This window comes from Aeromicrobium sp. WCS2018Hpa-31, from assembly GCF_031843905.1.
Lineage (GTDB): Bacteria > Actinomycetota > Actinomycetes > Propionibacteriales > Nocardioidaceae > Aeromicrobium.
In genome coordinates this window covers 181,458-196,617 of the sequence record NZ_JAVTJF010000004.1, presented here as the reverse complement: position 1 = coordinate 196,617, position 15,160 = coordinate 181,458, and the positions used below count along the sequence as shown (strand labels likewise).

15 protein-coding genes and 1 other RNA gene are annotated in these 15,160 nt (G+C 72.1%); 10 read left to right on the top strand and 6 right to left on the bottom strand.

From position 1 onward, the window contains the following. Positions 1–138 precede the first annotated feature (138 nt). Genes RQG84_RS06560 through RQG84_RS06540 form a run of 5 tightly spaced genes read left to right on the top strand, consistent with a single transcriptional unit; the run spans position 139 to position 6,435 of the window. Positions 139–1,134, top strand: coding sequence for a hypothetical protein (locus RQG84_RS06560; protein ID WP_311209359.1), 996 nt, complete (start codon positions 139–141; stop codon positions 1,132–1,134). A 53-nt stretch (positions 1,135–1,187) separates the two neighbouring features. Then, positions 1,188–3,341, top strand: coding sequence for a DEAD/DEAH box helicase (locus RQG84_RS06555; RefSeq protein ID WP_311209358.1), 2,154 nt, complete (start codon positions 1,188–1,190; stop codon positions 3,339–3,341). 30 nt (positions 3,342–3,371) lie between these two features. Next, positions 3,372–4,517 (top strand): Nif3-like dinuclear metal center hexameric protein, encoded by a 1,146-nt coding sequence (locus RQG84_RS06550; RefSeq protein ID WP_311209357.1) that lies wholly within the window; start codon positions 3,372–3,374, stop codon positions 4,515–4,517. 29 nt (positions 4,518–4,546) lie between these two features. Continuing rightward, a complete protein-coding gene (locus tag RQG84_RS06545) occupies positions 4,547–5,257 on the top strand; it encodes a C4-type zinc ribbon domain-containing protein (protein WP_311209356.1) in 711 nt (236 codons plus the stop codon). Then, positions 5,254–6,435, top strand: coding sequence for a bifunctional RNase H/acid phosphatase (locus RQG84_RS06540; protein ID WP_311209355.1), 1,182 nt, complete (start codon positions 5,254–5,256; stop codon positions 6,433–6,435). The genes RQG84_RS06545 and RQG84_RS06540 overlap by 4 nt, the downstream gene beginning before the upstream one ends. Before the next feature lie 40 nt (positions 6,436–6,475). Here RQG84_RS06540 and RQG84_RS06535 read toward each other — a convergent pair whose 3' ends face one another. The 3 genes from RQG84_RS06535 to RQG84_RS06525 form a co-directional block, all read right to left on the bottom strand. Further along, on the bottom strand, positions 6,476–7,237 hold the full coding sequence (locus RQG84_RS06535; protein WP_311209354.1) for a peroxide stress protein YaaA: 762 nt from the start codon (positions 7,235–7,237) through the stop codon (positions 6,476–6,478). A gap of 31 nt (positions 7,238–7,268) precedes the next feature. Next, positions 7,269–7,844, bottom strand: a complete 576-nt coding sequence (locus tag RQG84_RS06530; protein ID WP_311209353.1) for a TMEM165/GDT1 family protein — start codon at positions 7,842–7,844, stop codon at positions 7,269–7,271. 195 nt (positions 7,845–8,039) lie between these two features. Beyond that, the gene (locus RQG84_RS06525) at positions 8,040–8,444 is read right to left on the bottom strand and encodes an ACT domain-containing protein (RefSeq protein WP_311209352.1); all 405 of its coding nucleotides are present in this window, start codon (positions 8,442–8,444) and stop codon (positions 8,040–8,042) included. Positions 8,445–8,508: 64 nt separating this feature from the next. Here RQG84_RS06525 and rnpB point away from each other — a divergent pair. Further along, positions 8,509–8,906, top strand: an RNA gene (rnpB, locus tag RQG84_RS06520) — RNase P RNA component class A. 126 nt (positions 8,907–9,032) lie between these two features. Here the strand turns inward: rnpB and map are convergent. Continuing rightward, entirely contained in the window at positions 9,033–9,896 is an 864-nt protein-coding gene (map, locus tag RQG84_RS06515; protein WP_311209351.1) for a type I methionyl aminopeptidase, read from the bottom strand. 77 nt (positions 9,897–9,973) lie between these two features. On the opposite strand from map, the gene RQG84_RS06510 reads away from it, so the two are divergent. Both RQG84_RS06510 and RQG84_RS06505 read left to right on the top strand, forming a co-directional pair. After that, positions 9,974–10,177, top strand: a complete 204-nt coding sequence (locus tag RQG84_RS06510; protein WP_055965552.1) for a hypothetical protein — start codon at positions 9,974–9,976, stop codon at positions 10,175–10,177. Next, positions 10,174–10,446, top strand: a complete 273-nt coding sequence (locus RQG84_RS06505) for a hypothetical protein (RefSeq protein WP_055965554.1) — start codon at positions 10,174–10,176, stop codon at positions 10,444–10,446. The genes RQG84_RS06510 and RQG84_RS06505 overlap by 4 nt, the downstream gene beginning before the upstream one ends. A 25-nt stretch (positions 10,447–10,471) precedes the next feature. On the opposite strand, the gene panB is transcribed toward RQG84_RS06505, so the two are convergent. Further along, positions 10,472–11,407 (bottom strand): 3-methyl-2-oxobutanoate hydroxymethyltransferase, encoded by a 936-nt coding sequence (gene panB / locus RQG84_RS06500; protein WP_311209350.1) that lies wholly within the window; start codon positions 11,405–11,407, stop codon positions 10,472–10,474. 97 nt (positions 11,408–11,504) lie between these two features. After that, positions 11,505–13,283: an NAD+ synthase gene (locus RQG84_RS06495; RefSeq protein WP_311209349.1), complete on the bottom strand. Its 1,779-nt coding sequence runs from the start codon at positions 13,281–13,283 to the stop codon at positions 11,505–11,507. Positions 13,284–13,320: 37 nt separating this feature from the next. Between RQG84_RS06495 and RQG84_RS06490 the strand changes: the two genes are divergently transcribed. Further along, complete coding sequence (locus tag RQG84_RS06490; RefSeq protein ID WP_311209348.1) at positions 13,321–13,731, top strand: YchJ family metal-binding protein; 411 nt, start codon at positions 13,321–13,323, stop codon at positions 13,729–13,731. Between the two features lie 54 nt (positions 13,732–13,785). Next, positions 13,786–15,123: a glutamine synthetase family protein gene (locus RQG84_RS06485; RefSeq protein WP_055965561.1), complete on the top strand. Its 1,338-nt coding sequence runs from the start codon at positions 13,786–13,788 to the stop codon at positions 15,121–15,123. Positions 15,124–15,160: the final 37 nt, after the last annotated feature.

Below are 15,160 nucleotides of genomic sequence, written 5' to 3'. Positions count from 1 at the left end.
TGGGCGGAGGCTCGAAGGACTCTGCGTTCCCGACGGGATTCCGTCGTGAACGCAGAATCGTTCGGACTTCTGCACGCGAAGGCAGAATCCTGCGTCCGCCGGGGCGGGACCTCCACGAGCGTGTGCGACGGTGGGCCGGTGCGATCCCGACTCGCCGCGGTGGCGGCTCCCTGCACGCTGCTGGCCTTGCTCCTCGCCGGGTGTGCGAACCCGAACCTGTCCGACGACGTGGACGCGCTCGTCGCCGAGCTGCGCGACCTGCCCGGCGTCACATCGGCGGAGGCCGACTACGCCGAGCCGGTCACGCTCGACTCCGGCAAGGTCGCGTTGAAGGTCGAGGCGGAGCCCGACGTCACCTCGCAGCAGCTCCAGGAGGTGGGGCGCGTCGTCTACGAGGCGTTCAGCACCACCCACGAGGGCGAGGAGGGTGACGTCGACGTCACCTTCGGCCCGTCGACGGTGCACCTGCGCTCCTTCGAGCCGGAGGCGACGACCGACGCGGTCGTGCGGGAGTGGGCGCTCGCGCACGACGTCGCGCAGGACGGAGCTGCGGCCGTCGACATCATGACCCAGGACGTGCCCGGGCCGGACCACGTCGAGACCGACGTCGTGCTGACGCTGGGCAAGGGCACCGGAGCCGACGACGTGTCCGCAGCGCTCGACCGGCTCGAGCAGGCGCACGGTGCCGACGACGCGCGCCGCGGCTGGGGCGTCGCGGCTGCCGACGGCTCCTCGGTGAGCGTCGACCGCGGCTTCCCCGGCGACGGGACCATGGACGCGTGGGCGGCGCTGCGGTCCGCCGCCGCGCCCGCCGAGGCGGTGGGACGCGTGGGCGTGGGGATGCGTGAGTTCGCGGAGAAGGACGCCGACCCGGACCGGTACCTCGTGGTGCAGGTGACGAATGGCGGCACGGCGCCCGACCTCGACGACCCGGCCGTGCGCGGGCCGCTGCTCGAGGCGGTGCGCGCGCAGGTGGACCTGCTCGTCGACGGGACCTCCACGTGGAACCTCCGCCTCGAGGTCGGCGGCACGGTGGCCGCCGAGCTCGACCCGATGCTCTGCGAGCCCGGGTCCGCACCCACGGCGCCGCTCGAGGAGGAGCTGCGCGACGACCGGACCTGTCCCGGTCCCTGACCCGCTGTGGACGGGCCGACGCCCGTGTCGGCACCCGCTGACACGATGGGTCCATGACGGCCACCACCACGAGCGAGCACGCCCTCGAAGCCCTGCGACGACTCACCGGCCGCGACGACGCGCAGTTCCACGAGGGGCAGCTCGAGGCGGTCTCGGCCCTCGTCGACGACCACCGCCGTGCCCTCGTGGTGCAGCGCACCGGCTGGGGCAAGTCCGCGGTCTACTTCGTGGCCACGTCGCTGCTGAGGGCGCGCGGCACGGGCCCCACGCTCCTCGTCTCGCCGCTCATCGCCCTCATGCGCGACCAGGTCGCGGCGGCGGAGCGGGCCGGGGTGCGAGCGGTGTCCATCAGCTCGGCCAACGCGCACGAGTGGGACGACGTCCGGGCGCGACTCGACGCCGACGACGTCGACGTGCTGCTCGTCTCTCCCGAGCGCCTCACCAACCCCCGCTTCCGCGACGAGCAGCTGCCCGAGCTGCGCCGACGCATCGGCCTGCTGGTGGTCGACGAGGCGCACTGCATCTCCGACTGGGGGCACGACTTCCGACCCGACTACCGCCGGCTCGCCGACCTCATCGAGTCCATGCCCGACGGTGTGCCCGTGCTTGCCACCACGGCCACGGCCAACGAGCGGGTCGTGACCGACGTCGAGGAGCAGCTCGGCGGGAGTGCCGGGCCGGGGGCGGCGGACGGCACCGGCGGGAGTGCCGGGTCCCAGGGGGAGGTCCTGACGCTGCGCGGGTCCCTGGCCCGCACGAGCCTGCGGCTGGGCAGCCTCACGCTGCCCACGTCGCGTGAGCGGCTGGGCTGGCTGGTCTCGCACCTGGCCGACCTGCCGGGCAGCGGCATCGTCTACACGCTCACGGTCTCGGCGGCCGAGGACCTCGCGCGGCTGCTCGCGGAGGCCGGTCACACGGTAGCCGCGTACACCGGCCGCACCGATCCCGACGAGCGGATCCGCCTGGAGCAGGCGCTCAAGGACGACCAGCTCAAGGCACTCGTGGCCACCAGTGCACTCGGCATGGGGTTCGACAAGCCCAACCTCGGCTTCGTCGTGCACCTGGGTGCGCCGTCGTCACCCGTGGCGTACTACCAGCAGGTGGGGCGCGCGGGCCGTGCCACCGAGTCCGCCGACGTGCTCCTGCTGCCCGGCACGGAGGACGCCGACATCTGGCGCTACTTCGCCACGGCCTCCATGCCCACGCAGGCCAAGGTCGACGCCGTGCTCGGGGCCCTGGGCACCACGCCGTTGTCGGTCGCGTCGCTCGAGGCTCAGGTCGACATCCGGCGCACGCCGCTCGAGCTGCTCCTCAAGGTGCTCGACGTCGACGGCGCGGTCCGGCGTGTGCAGGGCGGCTGGGTCAGCACGGGGGAGCCGTGGGTCTACGACGCGGAACGGTACGAGCGCATCGCCCAGGCGCGTGAGGCCGAGCAGGAGGCGATGCTGGAGTACCAGGCGGGGCGCACGTGCCGCATGGAGCTGCTCCAGCGTCAGCTCGACGACCCCACGGCCGCCCCCTGCGGCCGGTGCGACGTGTGCGCCGGACCCTGGTACCCCACCGGCACGAACGGTGCCGCGGTGGAGCGGGCCACGCAGTCGCTCGACCGGGTGGGCGTGGCGGTCGACCCGCGCGCCCAGTGGCCGTCGGGCGTCGGGCGGCTGGGGGTCGACGTGTCCGGTCGCATCCCGCCGACCGAACGGCCCGAGACGGGCCGGGTGGTCGCGAGGCTGACCGACCTCGGCTGGGGTGGCACGCTGCGCGAGCTCTTCGCCACGGGCGCCCCCGACGTGCCCGTTCCCGAGCCGCTGCTGGGGGCATGCGCGCGGGCGCTGCGCGACTGGCCGTGGGACCAGCGACCCGTGGCGGTGGTCGCGCTTCCCTCGGTGGCTCGGCCCACCCTCGTGGCCTCGGTGGCCGAGGGCCTGGCCCGACTCGGACGCCTTCCGCTGCTGCCCGCGCTCGAGGTCGCGCCCGGTGCGCCGGCCACCACCCAGGGCGGCAACAGCGCCTTCCGGCTGGCCGGGGTGTGGGGCCGGTTCGTCGTGCCCGACGCCCTCCGCGAGGCCCTGGCCGCGACGGACGGTCCGGTGCTCATGGTCGACGACCTCGTCGACAGCCGATGGACCGTCGCGGTCGCGTCCCGCGAGCTCCGGCGGGCCGGCGCCGACGCCGTCCTGCCGTTCGCCCTGGGCTCGGTGGGGTAGCGCGCTCCCGTCACGTCCTAGGGTGGCGGCATGCCCACGCTGCGTGACGTCGTCCGCGTGCTCGACGAGCTCTACGACCCCCGCTGGGCCGACGACTGGGACGCGGTCGGCACGGTCGTCGGGGATCCCGACGCCGAGGTGGGCTCGATCCTGGTCGCCGTCGACCCGGTGCAGGCCGTCGCCGACGAGGCCGTCGCCCGGGGTGCGGACCTGCTCCTCACCCACCACCCGCTGTACCTCAAGGGCGTCACGTCGGTGGCGGCGACCACGCCCAAGGGTCGCGTCGTGCACACGCTCGCCACCCACGGCGTCGCGCTGCACACCTGTCACACCAACGCCGACTCCCCGCCCCTCGGTGTCTCGGAGTCGATGGCCCTCGCGCTGGGGCTGCACGACGTGCGCCCGCTGGACGTCGACACCGATCCCGGCCTCGACGCCTGGGTCGTGCACGTCCCGCGCGGCGACGCCGACGCCGTGGCGGGTGCCATGCACGCGGCCGGAGCGGGGCACGTGGGCGACTACGATTCGGCGGTCTTCCGGTCCGAGGGCACCGGGTCCTTCCGGCCCCTCGACGGTGCGCAGCCCGCGATCGGCGAGGTCGGCGCGCTCGAGCACGTCGACGAGACGAGGCTCGAGCTCGTCGCACCGGCGACCCTGCGTGAAGCCGTGCGGACGGCGCTGCTGCAGGCGCACCCGTACGAGGAGGTCTCCTACCTCGTGCTGCCCACGGCTGCCGCTCCGTCCAGCCGGGGGAGCGGTCGCATCGGCAGGCTCGAGACGCCCATGACGCTGGCCGCGTTCGCGGACCACGTGGCTGCTGCGCTGCCGGCGCACCACGGCGCCACCCGCGTGGCCGGGGACCTCACGAGCGAGGTCACCACCGTGGCACTCTGCGGCGGCTCGGGAGACTTCCTGCTCGGTGCCGCCGACGCTGCGGGAGCCGACGTGTACGTCACGTCGGACCTGCGGCACCACCCGGTCAGCGAGCACCTCGAGCGTCCCGGCGCCTGCGGCGTGGTCGACGTGCCGCACTGGGCGGCCGAGTGGACCTGGCTGCCGGTGGTCGCCTCCGTGCTGCGCGAGCGCCTGGGCGATACGGTGGACGTCCATGTGTCCACGTTGGTGACCGACCCCTGGTCCCACGCGTTGGCTCCCGCACCCAGGAGGACCCCCTGAAAGCCGAACCGTCCGCCCAGCAGGCCCTGTTGGACCTCCAGGACACCGACTCCGCCCTCGCCCGGCTCCAGCACCGCCGTGGCTCCCTGCCCGAGCTCGCCCGCATCGAGGAGCTGACCGCCGAGGTCGCCCAGCTGCGCGGCCGCCAGGTCGAGGTCGAGACGACGGTCAGCGACCTCACGCGCGCCCAGAAGAAGGCCGACGCCGAGGTCGAGCAGGTCAAGACGCGCCGCACGCGCGACGAGGAGCGACTCTCCTCCGGTGCGATCTCCAACCCCAAGGACCTCGAGAACCTCCAGCACGAGCTCGGCGCCCTGGAGCGTCGGATCTCGACGCTCGAGGACGAGGAGCTCGAGATCATGGAGCAGCTCGAGATCGCCCAGGCCGAGCTTCGGGCGGTCACCGCCGACCACGACGCGCTGGTGGCCGAGCTCACGCACGTCACCGCTGCCCGCGACGCCGCGGTCGAGGCCATCGACGCCGAGGTCGTCTCGGTGAACGAGGAGCGCGAGAGCGTGGCTCCGGGTGTCCCGGCCGACCTGCTCGCCCTGTACGACAAAATCCGTCACCAGTACGGCGGGCTCGGTGCCGCTGCGCTGCGTGCGCGTCGGTGCGAGGGGTGTCGTCTGGAGCTCAACGGCGCCGACCTCCGCGAGATCGCCGCCCAGCCCGAGGACGACGTCGTGCGCTGCCCCGAGTGCAGTCGCATCCTGGTGCGGACGGCCGAGTCCGGGCTGTGACCGCCGCCGTCGGGCGGGTCGTCGTCGAGGCCGACGGAGGGTCGCGGGGCAACCCAGGGCCCGCCTCCTACGGTGCGCTGGTGCGCGACGAGTCCACCGGCGAGGTCCTCGCCACACGCGGTGAGACCATCGGCACCGCCACCAACAACGTGGCCGAGTACCGGGGACTCATCGCCGGGCTCGAGCTCGCCGCCGAGCACGCTCCCGATGCCGACGTCGTCGTCCGCATGGACTCCAAGCTGGTCGTGGAGCAGATGGCAGGACGCTGGAAGATCAAGCACGCGTCGATGAAGCCGTTGGCCGAGCAGGCCCGAAGGCTCGCCGACCGGGTCGTCGAGTGGACGTGGATCCCGCGCGACCAGAACGCCGCCGCCGACGCCCTCGCCAACGAGGCGCTGGACGCCCAGGCCCGCACCGGCGAGCCCGCCGTCGTGGGCACGGCCGTCCAGCAGGAGACGACTCCGGTGCCGCCGGCCGACGACGTCACCGCACCGCTCGAGGCGCCGCCGAGTGGTACCGGCAAGGACACCAACCCGCTGCTCGGCTGGAGGGGCGACGTGCACGGCCGCCCCACGACGCTCGTGCTGCTCAGGCACGGCGTCACGGCCAACACCGTGCGCAAGCTGTTCTGCGGCCGCGGAGGCTCAGACCCCGGGCTCGTCGCCGAGGGCGAGGCTCAGGCCGCGCGCGCCGCAGCCTGGATCGCGCGCCACCACGACGTCGACGCCATCATCTCCTCGCCGCTGCGCCGCACCCGCGAGACGGCCGGCTTCGTCGCCCGCGAGACCGGCGTGACGGTCGGCGTCGACGACGGTGTCGAGGAGGCCGCGTTCGGTGACTGGGACGGCCACAGCTTCGCCGAGATCATGGAGGGCTGGCCCGACGAGCTGTCCACGTGGTTGTCCTCGACCGCGGTCGCCCCACCGGGCGGGGAGTCCTTCGACGAGGTGCAGGAGCGGGTGCGGCAGGCGCGCGACCGGATCGTCGAGGCACACGCGGGTGAGACCGTCGTCGTCGTCAGCCACGTGACGCCCATCAAGCTCATGACGAGGCTCGCCCTGGACGGGCCGATGTCGATCATCCACCGCATGGAGCTGGCCCCGGCCAGCATCACGACCATCGCCTGGTGGCCCGACGGCACGCCGTCGCTGCGCGGGTTCTCGATCGTCCCCGAGTAGACGGCCGCGCACAGGCGGGAACGCGTGGATACGCCGATCGTCAGTGGACGCCGGTGGTGACGACGTCGAGACGGGTCCCGTCCTGCTCGACCGTCCAGCCGAGGTCGCGCCACGCCGTGGCCAGCTCGTCCACCGATGCCGGCGAGGCGCCCTCGGTGAGCAGTGCGCGCACCAGCCGACCCTTCGTCGCCTTGTTGAAGTGGCTCACGACGCTGCGGCGGCCGTCCTGCTCGTGCAGCACCCGGACGGTGGCGGTGCGGGGGGCGAGAGCCGCGGACGGCTTGCCCAGGTTCACGTAGGCGCCCGAGCGGAGGTCGACGAGCAGTCCGTCGGCCACCTCGTCGTCGAGGACCTGCGGCAGCACCGGCCGCCAGCGGCCTGCGACGGGGCCCAGACGCGGCAGCGTGACCGTGCCGGAGAGGCGGTAGGCGGGGATCGGGTCGCCGACCCGCACCAGGCCGAACAGGGCGCTCGCGACGGACACGGTCCGCTCGGCCCGGGCGGTGGCGGCGTCGTCGAGCGTGGCGAGGTCGAGCTCGCCGAACAGCACGCCGGTGTACACCTCGCCCGCCGGTGCGCACGGCACCTCGAAGAGGCGGGCGTCGGTCTCCACGGCGTCGGCCTGCGTGGGGCCGAGCCCCAGCACCTCGGCGGCCCGCCGGGTGCCCGCGAGACGGACCAGGGCCCGCGACACCTGGTCGCGCACCTGCGTGAGACGTGGGAACGACAACGCGGCCAGGTCCAGCACGGGTCCGTCGGACGGTGCGGTCTTGCCCTCGGAGGGCGGGAGCACGATCAGCACCGGGCGAGCCTAGCGAGGCGGCGGAGGGCGATCAGCGCAGACCCTCGAAGATGAGCAGCGCTCCGAAGATCGCGAACGCCACCGCGGCGCCGTAGCGGATCGCCCGCTCCGGCAGGTGCTTGCCGAGCACCGCGCCGACACCGATCGCGAGCGCGTCGGCCGCCACCATGCCCACGGTGCTGCCGATCCAGACGCCGAACCAGTCCTCGCGCACGGCGAGGGTGATCGTGGCGAGCATCGTCTTGTCGCCCAGCTCGGCCAGGAAGAAGGCCAGACCCACCGCCAGCAGGGCCGAGCCTGTGGCCTTGCGCGCCTTGTCGGCCTCGCCCTCGGTGAGCTCGTCGCCCCGCAGCGTCCAGAGCGCGAAGCCGAGGAACGCCAGGCCGGCGGCGATCGCGATCCCGGACTGGTACGTCTCGAAGCTCGTGCCGATCCAGTATCCGATGCCCACGGACGCGAGGTGGACGACCGCCGTCGCCGCCGTGATGCCGATGATGACGTCACGCGCCCGGTACCGGGTGGCGAACGTCATCGCCATCAGCTGGCTCTTGTCGCCGAGCTCGGCGACGAAGATGACAGCGGTGCTGAGCCACAGGGCCTCGAACATGAAGAAACTCCTCGTCCCCCAGGACGAGGAGCCATGATCGACGAGCCTCGACCCAGGATCATCAACGATCAATGGGTCGAAAGTCTCGTCCGCCGAGACCGTCTCCGGTCTGGCCCGCTGCACCGGAGGCCAGACCCGAGAGCCCGGCTTCAGTATGTCGACGCAGCGATTGGGGACTACTCCCTTTCGCGGTCCTCAGCCTAGGGCATCGAGGACACGGAGCGCATCGTGACGTCGGTCCCACGGAACCACGAGGTGGTCGTGGTGGAAGCCGGCCACCACGTTGCACGCGATCTCGTCGTCGGCCAGCGCCGCGGAGATCGTGGCCGTCAGGCCGACACCGTCGAGCGCGGAGACCATCGTCAGGGTGATCCAGGCGCCGACGAACTCGTACACCAGACCGTCCTCGTCGGCCTCCGTCTGCTCGACCACGACGGTGAGCCCCTCGGCCTCGCGCACCGCGGCGAGGGCGGTGGACGTGTCGAAGCCCTGCGACACGATCGCGTACACGACGGGCTCGGGATGGAGCCGAGGGCGCAGGTCGCCGACCCCACCTTCGGTCCTCGCCACGGCATCGGACGGCATCTCCTCGACCTCCACGACGCCAGCGTAGGGACCGAAGGTTGCAACGACGTGACGAGCGAGCCCTAGACTGGCCCACGAACGAGGCGGCCGGGCGGCCGCGGCGGGCTCAGGCCCGTCGAGGAAAGTCCGGACTCCACCGAGCACGGTGGTGGCCAACAGCCACCCACGGTGACGTGCGGGACAGTGCCACAGAGAACAGACCGCCAACGGCCCCGAAACCCTCACGGGTGACGGGGTGCGGGCAAGGGTGAAACGGTGAGGTAAGAGCTCACCAGCGACGTCGGTGACGGCGTCGGCTAGGTAAACCCCACCGGGAGCAAGACCAAGAGGGCGCTCCGGCGCCTGCGCTGACGGGCTGCTCGTCCGATGTCAGCGGGTAGGTCGCTCGAGGCGCGCAGCGATGCGTGACCCAGATGGATGGTCGCCCCCCGGTCCTCGGACCGGGGACAGAATCCGGCTTACAGGCCGCCTCGTTCACTCACAGCGCGCTTCTCGAGCTCGTCGAGGGGCAGTGGTCTCGATACGCCCGTTCGTGCTCCTTCGTCGCCGAACGCGCTACTCGACCAGCGCTGGGGGCGGACGCCCGACCAACGGTGGGGCGGGCTACGCGCCGGGCGGGTTCGAGAGGGTGAGGATCTCGGCGCCGTCGGGGGTCACGAGCAGGGTGTGCTCGAACTGGGCGGTGCGGGAGTGGTCCTGGGTGGTGGCGGTCCAGCCGTCGTCCCACAGGTCCCACTCGATCGAGCCGAGGGTCAGCATCGGCTCGATCGTGAAGGTCATGCCGACCTCGATGATCGTGTCGGCCGACGGCTCGTCGTAGTGCGGCACGATCAGGCCGTCGTGGAACGCCGGGCCCACGCCGTGGCCGGTGAAGTCACGCACGACGCCGTAGCCGAAGCGCGCGGCGTAGGCCTCGATCACCCGACCGATCACGTTGATCTGACGGCCCGGCTTGACCGCGCGGATCGCGCGGTGGGTGGCCTCGCGGGTGCGCTCCACGAGCAGGCGCGACTCCTCGTCGACGTCGCCAACGAGGTAGGTCTTGTTCGTGTCGCCGTGGACGCCGTCCACGTAGGCGGTGATGTCGATGTTGACGATGTCGCCGTCCTCGAGGGGACGGTCGTCGGGGATGCCGTGGCAGATGACCTCGTTCACGCTGCTGCACAGCGACTTCGGGTAGCCGCGGTAGCCCAGCGTCGAAGGGTAGGCGTCGTGGGCGACGAGGAAGTCGTGGCCCACCCGGTCGAGCTGGTCGGTGGTCACGCCCGGTGCGATCGCCGCCTCCACCGCGTCGATCGCCTGCGCCGCGATCCTGCCGGCGACCCGCATCCGGGCGATCGTCTCGGCATCGCGCACCGACGACCCGCGGTAGGGCAGGGGAGCGGGCTGGCCGACGTACTCGGGCCGGTCGATGCGCGACGGGACGTGGCGGACTGGGGAGACGCGGCCGGCGACGAGGGGAGACACGTCCCGATGCTACGAGGCCGCTCCGCCTCCGACGATCGCGAGGGGCATCGGCACCGGGGGTGGGGCAGGATGGGTCCATGAGCGCCGAGGCCCCCGCATTCTTCTTCTGTCTCAAGCACCACACCGTCGAGGGTGAGGACGGCTGCAAGGCCGCCGACCGCCTGGGCCCCTACCCGACCGAGGCCGACGCTGCGCGTGCCCTCGACAAGGTCCAGGAGCGCAACGAGTCGTGGGACAACGACCCCGACTGGAACGACGACAAGCCCTCCGCCGACGCGTGAGCCGCACGAACCTGCAGCTCGACCGCTCGGGTCCGTGGATCGGCGTCACCGGGCTCGTGGTGATGCTGTGGCTGGTGATCTCCACCGTGCTCTACGCGCCGTGGTGGGGCGTGCTGCTGCACCTCGTCGTGCTGGCGTGCTTCGTGCCGGTGCTGCGCCGCACCATCGCCACGCAGCCCGCCCGCGCCACCTGGGTGCCGCTCTACGCCCTGGCCGCCTGGTTCGCCGTCAACGCCGTCGGCGTCTCGCTGTTCGACTGGCGCACCTGAGTCGGGCCACGTCGGCCGGGCTCGGTCAGGAGTCGAAGGTGTGCTCCGGCCCGGGGAACGTGCCGCCCGCGACGTCGGCCGCGAACTCCTGGGCGGCGCCCAGGATCACCGAGTGCAGGTCGGCGTAGCGCTTCACGAAGCGCGGCGCCTTGCCCGTGCGCAGGCCCAGCATGTCCTGCCAGACGAGCACCTGGGCGTCGCAGTCGGCTCCGGCCCCGATGCCGATCGTGGGGATGTGCAGCGTGCGGGTGATCTCGGCCGCGATGGGGGCGGGCACCATCTCCATGACGACGGACGAGGCGCCGGCCTCCTGCACGGCGAGGGCGTCCTCCATCAGCTTCGCCGAGGCGTCGCCACGGCCCTGCACCCGGTAGCCACCGAGCGCGTGCTCGGACTGCGGGGTGAAGCCGATGTGCGCCATGACGGGGATCGCACCCTTCGTGAGCAGCTCGATCTGCGGAGCCATCTCGGCCCCGCCCTCGAGCTTCACCACGTGGGCCTGGCCCTCCTTCATGAACCGCACCGCCGTGTCGTACGCCTGCTCAGGCGAGCGCTGGTAGGACCCGAACGGCAGGTCGGCGACCACGAGGGCACGCCGGGCGGTGCGGGTGACGGCCTTCACGAGCGGGAGCAGCTCGTCGACCGTGACCGGCAGGGAGGACTCGTACCCGAACACGTTGTTGGCCGCGGAGTCGCCGATGAACAGCACCGGGATGCCGGCCTCGTCGAACGTGGCGGCGGTGTACTGGTCGTAGGTCGTGAGCATGACCCACTTGTGGCCCTGCTCCTTCCACTGCTGCAGGTGGTGCGTCCGCACGCGGCGGATCGCCGGGTCGGTCGTCGGGCCGGCGGCCACGGGTGTGGCGGGGCTCGAGCCGGGGGAGTCCGGCGCGGAGGTGGTCGCACTGCCGTAGGGGGCAGGCTCCTCGGCCGACGTCGGGGCAGGGGTGTGCTCGGTCATGGTGGGTCCCTCTCTTCTCGCAGCCCCTCGGTGGGGGTCCACGGACACGTCCCATCCTGCCGCATCGACGCCGGTTGTCGCGTCGATGTGCGGGACGTCACGAGTCGAGCGACTCGCGCCACGCGTTGGTCATGGGCACGCGGCGGTCACGGCCGAAGTTGCGGCGGCTGACCTTGGGTCCGGGCGGGTACTGGCGACGCTTGTACTCGGCCTTGTCCACGAGGGTGACCACCCGCTCCACGAGCGCGGCGTCGAAGCCCTCGGCGATCACGGCCGCCGAGCCGAGGTCGCGCTCCACGTAGGCGTCGAGCACGGCGTCGAGCAGCTCGTAGGGCGGCAGGGAGTCCGAGTCCAGCTGACCGGGACGCAGTTCGGCCGACGGCGGCTTGCTGATGGTGCTCTCCGGGATCGGGGGCTGCTCCCCGCGCTCCTCGGCCCACGCGTTGCGCCACCGCGCGACCTCCCACACCAGGGTCTTCGGGAGGTCCTTGATGGGGGCGTACGCGCCCACCGCGTCGCCGTAGATCGTGGAGTAGCCGGTGGCCAGCTCGGACTTGTTGCCGCAGGCCAGCACGAGGTGTCCGTGCTGGTTCGACAGGCCCATCCAGACGACGGCGCGGATCCTCGCCTGCAGGTTCTCCTCGGCGATGCCGTCGAGCCGGGTCGTCGTCTGGCCCAACGTCGACTGGAACGCGTCGAAGATGGGCCCGATCGGCACGGTGTCGAGCTGCAGACCGGTGCGGCGCGCGAGCTCGGCGGCGTCGCTGCGGCTGTGCTCGGACGACCAGTCGCTCGGGTTCGAGACGCCGAAGACGTTCTCGGCGCCCAGGGCGTCGACCGCGATCGCGCCGACGAGGGTGGAGTCGATGCCGCCGGACAAGCCGAGCAGCACCGACGAGGCGCCGTTCTTGCGCACGTAGTCGCGCAGGCCCAGCACGATCGCCCAGTAGCGCTCACCCAGGTCGTCCCACCGCTCGGCCACCGTCGCCACCGTCGGCTCGTAGGCCGGCAGGGGATCGGAGGAGATCACGGTGCGCTCGACCCGCAGGCCGTGGAAGCGCGTGCCGGGGTCCGGCATGGGCGCGGTGGCGGCGGGGAGGTCGAGGTCGACGACAAGCAGCTCCGGCTCGAACTGCGCGGCGCGTGCCACCAGCTCACCCGCGGCGTCGACGACGAGCGAGTCGCCGTCGAAGACCAGCTCGTCCTGCCCGCCGACGAGGTTCACGTACGCCAGTGCGCAGCTGCCCTCGCGTGCCCGACGGGCGCACAGGTCGAGCCGGACGTCGTCCTTCGCCGCCTCGTACGGAGAGCCGTTGAGCACCACGAGGAGTCCCGCCTCGGCGGCGTCGGCGGCCGCGGAGGGTCCGTCCTGCCAGATGTCCTCGCAGATCGCGATCGCGACGTCGACCCCGTGCACCTGCACGACCTGGGTCTCGTCGCCGGGCACGAAGTGGCGGAACTCGTCGAAGACGCCGTAGTTGGGGAGGTGGTGCTTGTCGTAGCGCGTCACGACCCGGCCACCGGTCAGCACCGACGCGGAGTTCGTGGGCGCGTTCTTGGGCACGCCGAGCCGGTCGGTGTCGACGTGGTCCTTCGCGGTGTCGAGGTGCCCGACGACGACGACGAGGTCGCCGAGGCCCTCCTCGACGAGACGCGCGGCGAGGGCGGGCACGCGGTCGCGCGTGCCCTCGATGAACGACAGCCGGTAGGCCATGTCCTCGACGGGGTAGCCGTTGAGGACCATCTCGGGCATCACGAGCAGGTGGGCCCCGGCCATGGACGCGTCGTGCGCGGCCGCGACGACGAGCTCGACGTTGCCGTTGAGGTCCCCGACGCGGGGGTTGACCTGGGCGAGGGCGAGACGCAGCTGGGGCACACGGCCAGCCTAGGGCTCGATCGACCATGATGGAGCCATGGCCAGGACCTGTCCGTGCGGCACCGGCGACGCCTACGCGACGTGCTGCGGGCCGTTCCTCGCCGGTGGTGCGGCACCGACGGCCGAGCGGCTGATGCGGTCGCGCTACACCGCATACGTGCTCGGTGACGGCGGCTACCTGCTGCGCACGTGGCACCCCACGACCCGGCCGGCGCGCATCGACCACGACCCGGCCCTGGTGTGGACCGGGCTGGAGGTGCTGCGCACCGAGGCGGGTGGGCCCGACGACTCCTTCGGCGTCGTTGAGTTCCGCGCGGCGTGGGGCGGGACCGATCGTGAGGCCGGGCTCGGCGTGCTGCACGAGGTCAGCCGCTTCGTGCGCAGTGACGAGGGGTGGCAGTACGTCCGCGGACGGATGGTCGAGGGCACGTCGTCACCCGCCCCGTGAGGCGCGTCGGCCACGTAACATCGCCGTAACACGACCCGTGCGAGACTCAGCCCCATGGGTAAGCAGGAAGACTTCGTCCTCCGGGCGCTCGAGGAGCGCGACGTCCGCTTCGTGCGGCTCTGGTTCACCGACGTCCTCGGGTCTCTCAAGTCCGTCGCGATCGCTCCCGCCGAGCTCGAGGGCGCGTTCGCCGAGGGCATCGGCTTCGACGGGTCGGCCATCCAGGGCTTCGCCCGGGTGCACGAGGCCGACATGCTGCTCAAGCCCGACCCGTCGACCTTCCAGATCCTGCCGTGGCGGGGCGAGGCCCCCGCGACCGCGCGCATGTTCTGCGACATCGCGATGCCCGACGGCAGCGCGTCCTTCGCCGACCCGCGGCACGTGCTCAAGCGCACCCTGCACAAGGCGTCCGAGGCGGGGTTCACCTTCTACACGCACCCCGAGATCGAGTTCTACGTCTTCCGTGGCAAGCCCGACGTCGGCGGTCGGCCCGTCCCGGTCGACGACTCGGGGTACTTCGACCACACCGCCCAGGGCGGGGGACAGGACTTCCGTCGCGAGGTCATCACGATGCTCGAGAACATGGGCATCAGCGTCGAGTTCAGCCACCACGAGGGCGGACCCGGCCAGCAGGAGATCGACCTGCGCTACGCCGACGCCCTCTCCACGGCCGACAACGTCATGACCTTCCGCACCGTCGTGCGCGAGGTGGCGCTCAGCCAGGGCAAGTGGGCCTCCTTCATGCCCAAGCCGTTCACGGACCACCCGGGCTCGGCGATGCACACGCACCTCTCGCTCTTCGAGGGTGACGAGAACGCCTTCTACGAGGCCGGCGCCGAGTACCAGCTCAGTGCCACGGGCCGCTCCTTCATCGCCGGGGTCCTGGAGCACACCCCCGAGATCACCGCCGTCACGAACCAGTGGGTCAACTCCTACAAGCGTCTGGCCAGCGGCTACGAGGCCCCCAACTACCTGAGCTGGGGCCACAACAACCGCTCCGCCCTCGTGCGGGTGCCGATGTACAAGCCGCACAAGAGCGGGTCCGCCCGCGTCGAGCACCGTGGCATCGACGCCGGCTGCAACCCCTACCTGACCTACGCGCTGGTGCTCGCCGCCGGGCTCAAGGGCATCGAGAACGGCTCGAGCCTGCCGCCCGAGACCGAGGACAACGTGTGGTCGCTGACCGACCGTGAGCGCAAGGCGATGGGCCTCACCCCCATGCCGCGCAACCTGGACGAGGCGATCCGCGAGATGGAGAACAGCGAGCTCGCGGCCGAGACCCTGGGCGAGCACGTCTTCGACTTCTTCCTGCGCAACAAGCGCCAGGAGTGGGAGGCCTACCGGTCCCAGGTCACCCAGTTCGAGATCGACCGGCTGCTGCCCGTGCTCTGAGGTCGGCGCTTCGGGCTGGCGGGAGACGCGACTGCTT

Excerpts from the sequence above, each read along its gene's own strand:
- RQG84_RS06555 (WP_311209358.1), top strand. The coding sequence starts at position 1,188 with ATGACGGCCACCACCACGAGCGAGCACGCCCTCGAAGCCCTGCGACGA.
- RQG84_RS06550 (WP_311209357.1), top strand. The coding sequence starts at position 3,372 with ATGCCCACGCTGCGTGACGTCGTCCGCGTGCTCGACGAGCTCTACGAC.
- RQG84_RS06530 (WP_311209353.1), bottom strand. The coding sequence starts at position 7,844 with ATGTTCGAGGCCCTGTGGCTCAGCACCGCTGTCATCTTCGTCGCCGAG.
- RQG84_RS06510 (WP_055965552.1), top strand. The coding sequence starts at position 9,974 with ATGAGCGCCGAGGCCCCCGCATTCTTCTTCTGTCTCAAGCACCACACC.
- panB (WP_311209350.1), bottom strand. The coding sequence starts at position 11,407 with ATGACCGAGCACACCCCTGCCCCGACGTCGGCCGAGGAGCCTGCCCCC.
- RQG84_RS06490 (WP_311209348.1), top strand. The coding sequence starts at position 13,321 with ATGGCCAGGACCTGTCCGTGCGGCACCGGCGACGCCTACGCGACGTGC.
- RQG84_RS06485 (WP_055965561.1), top strand. The coding sequence starts at position 13,786 with ATGGGTAAGCAGGAAGACTTCGTCCTCCGGGCGCTCGAGGAGCGCGAC.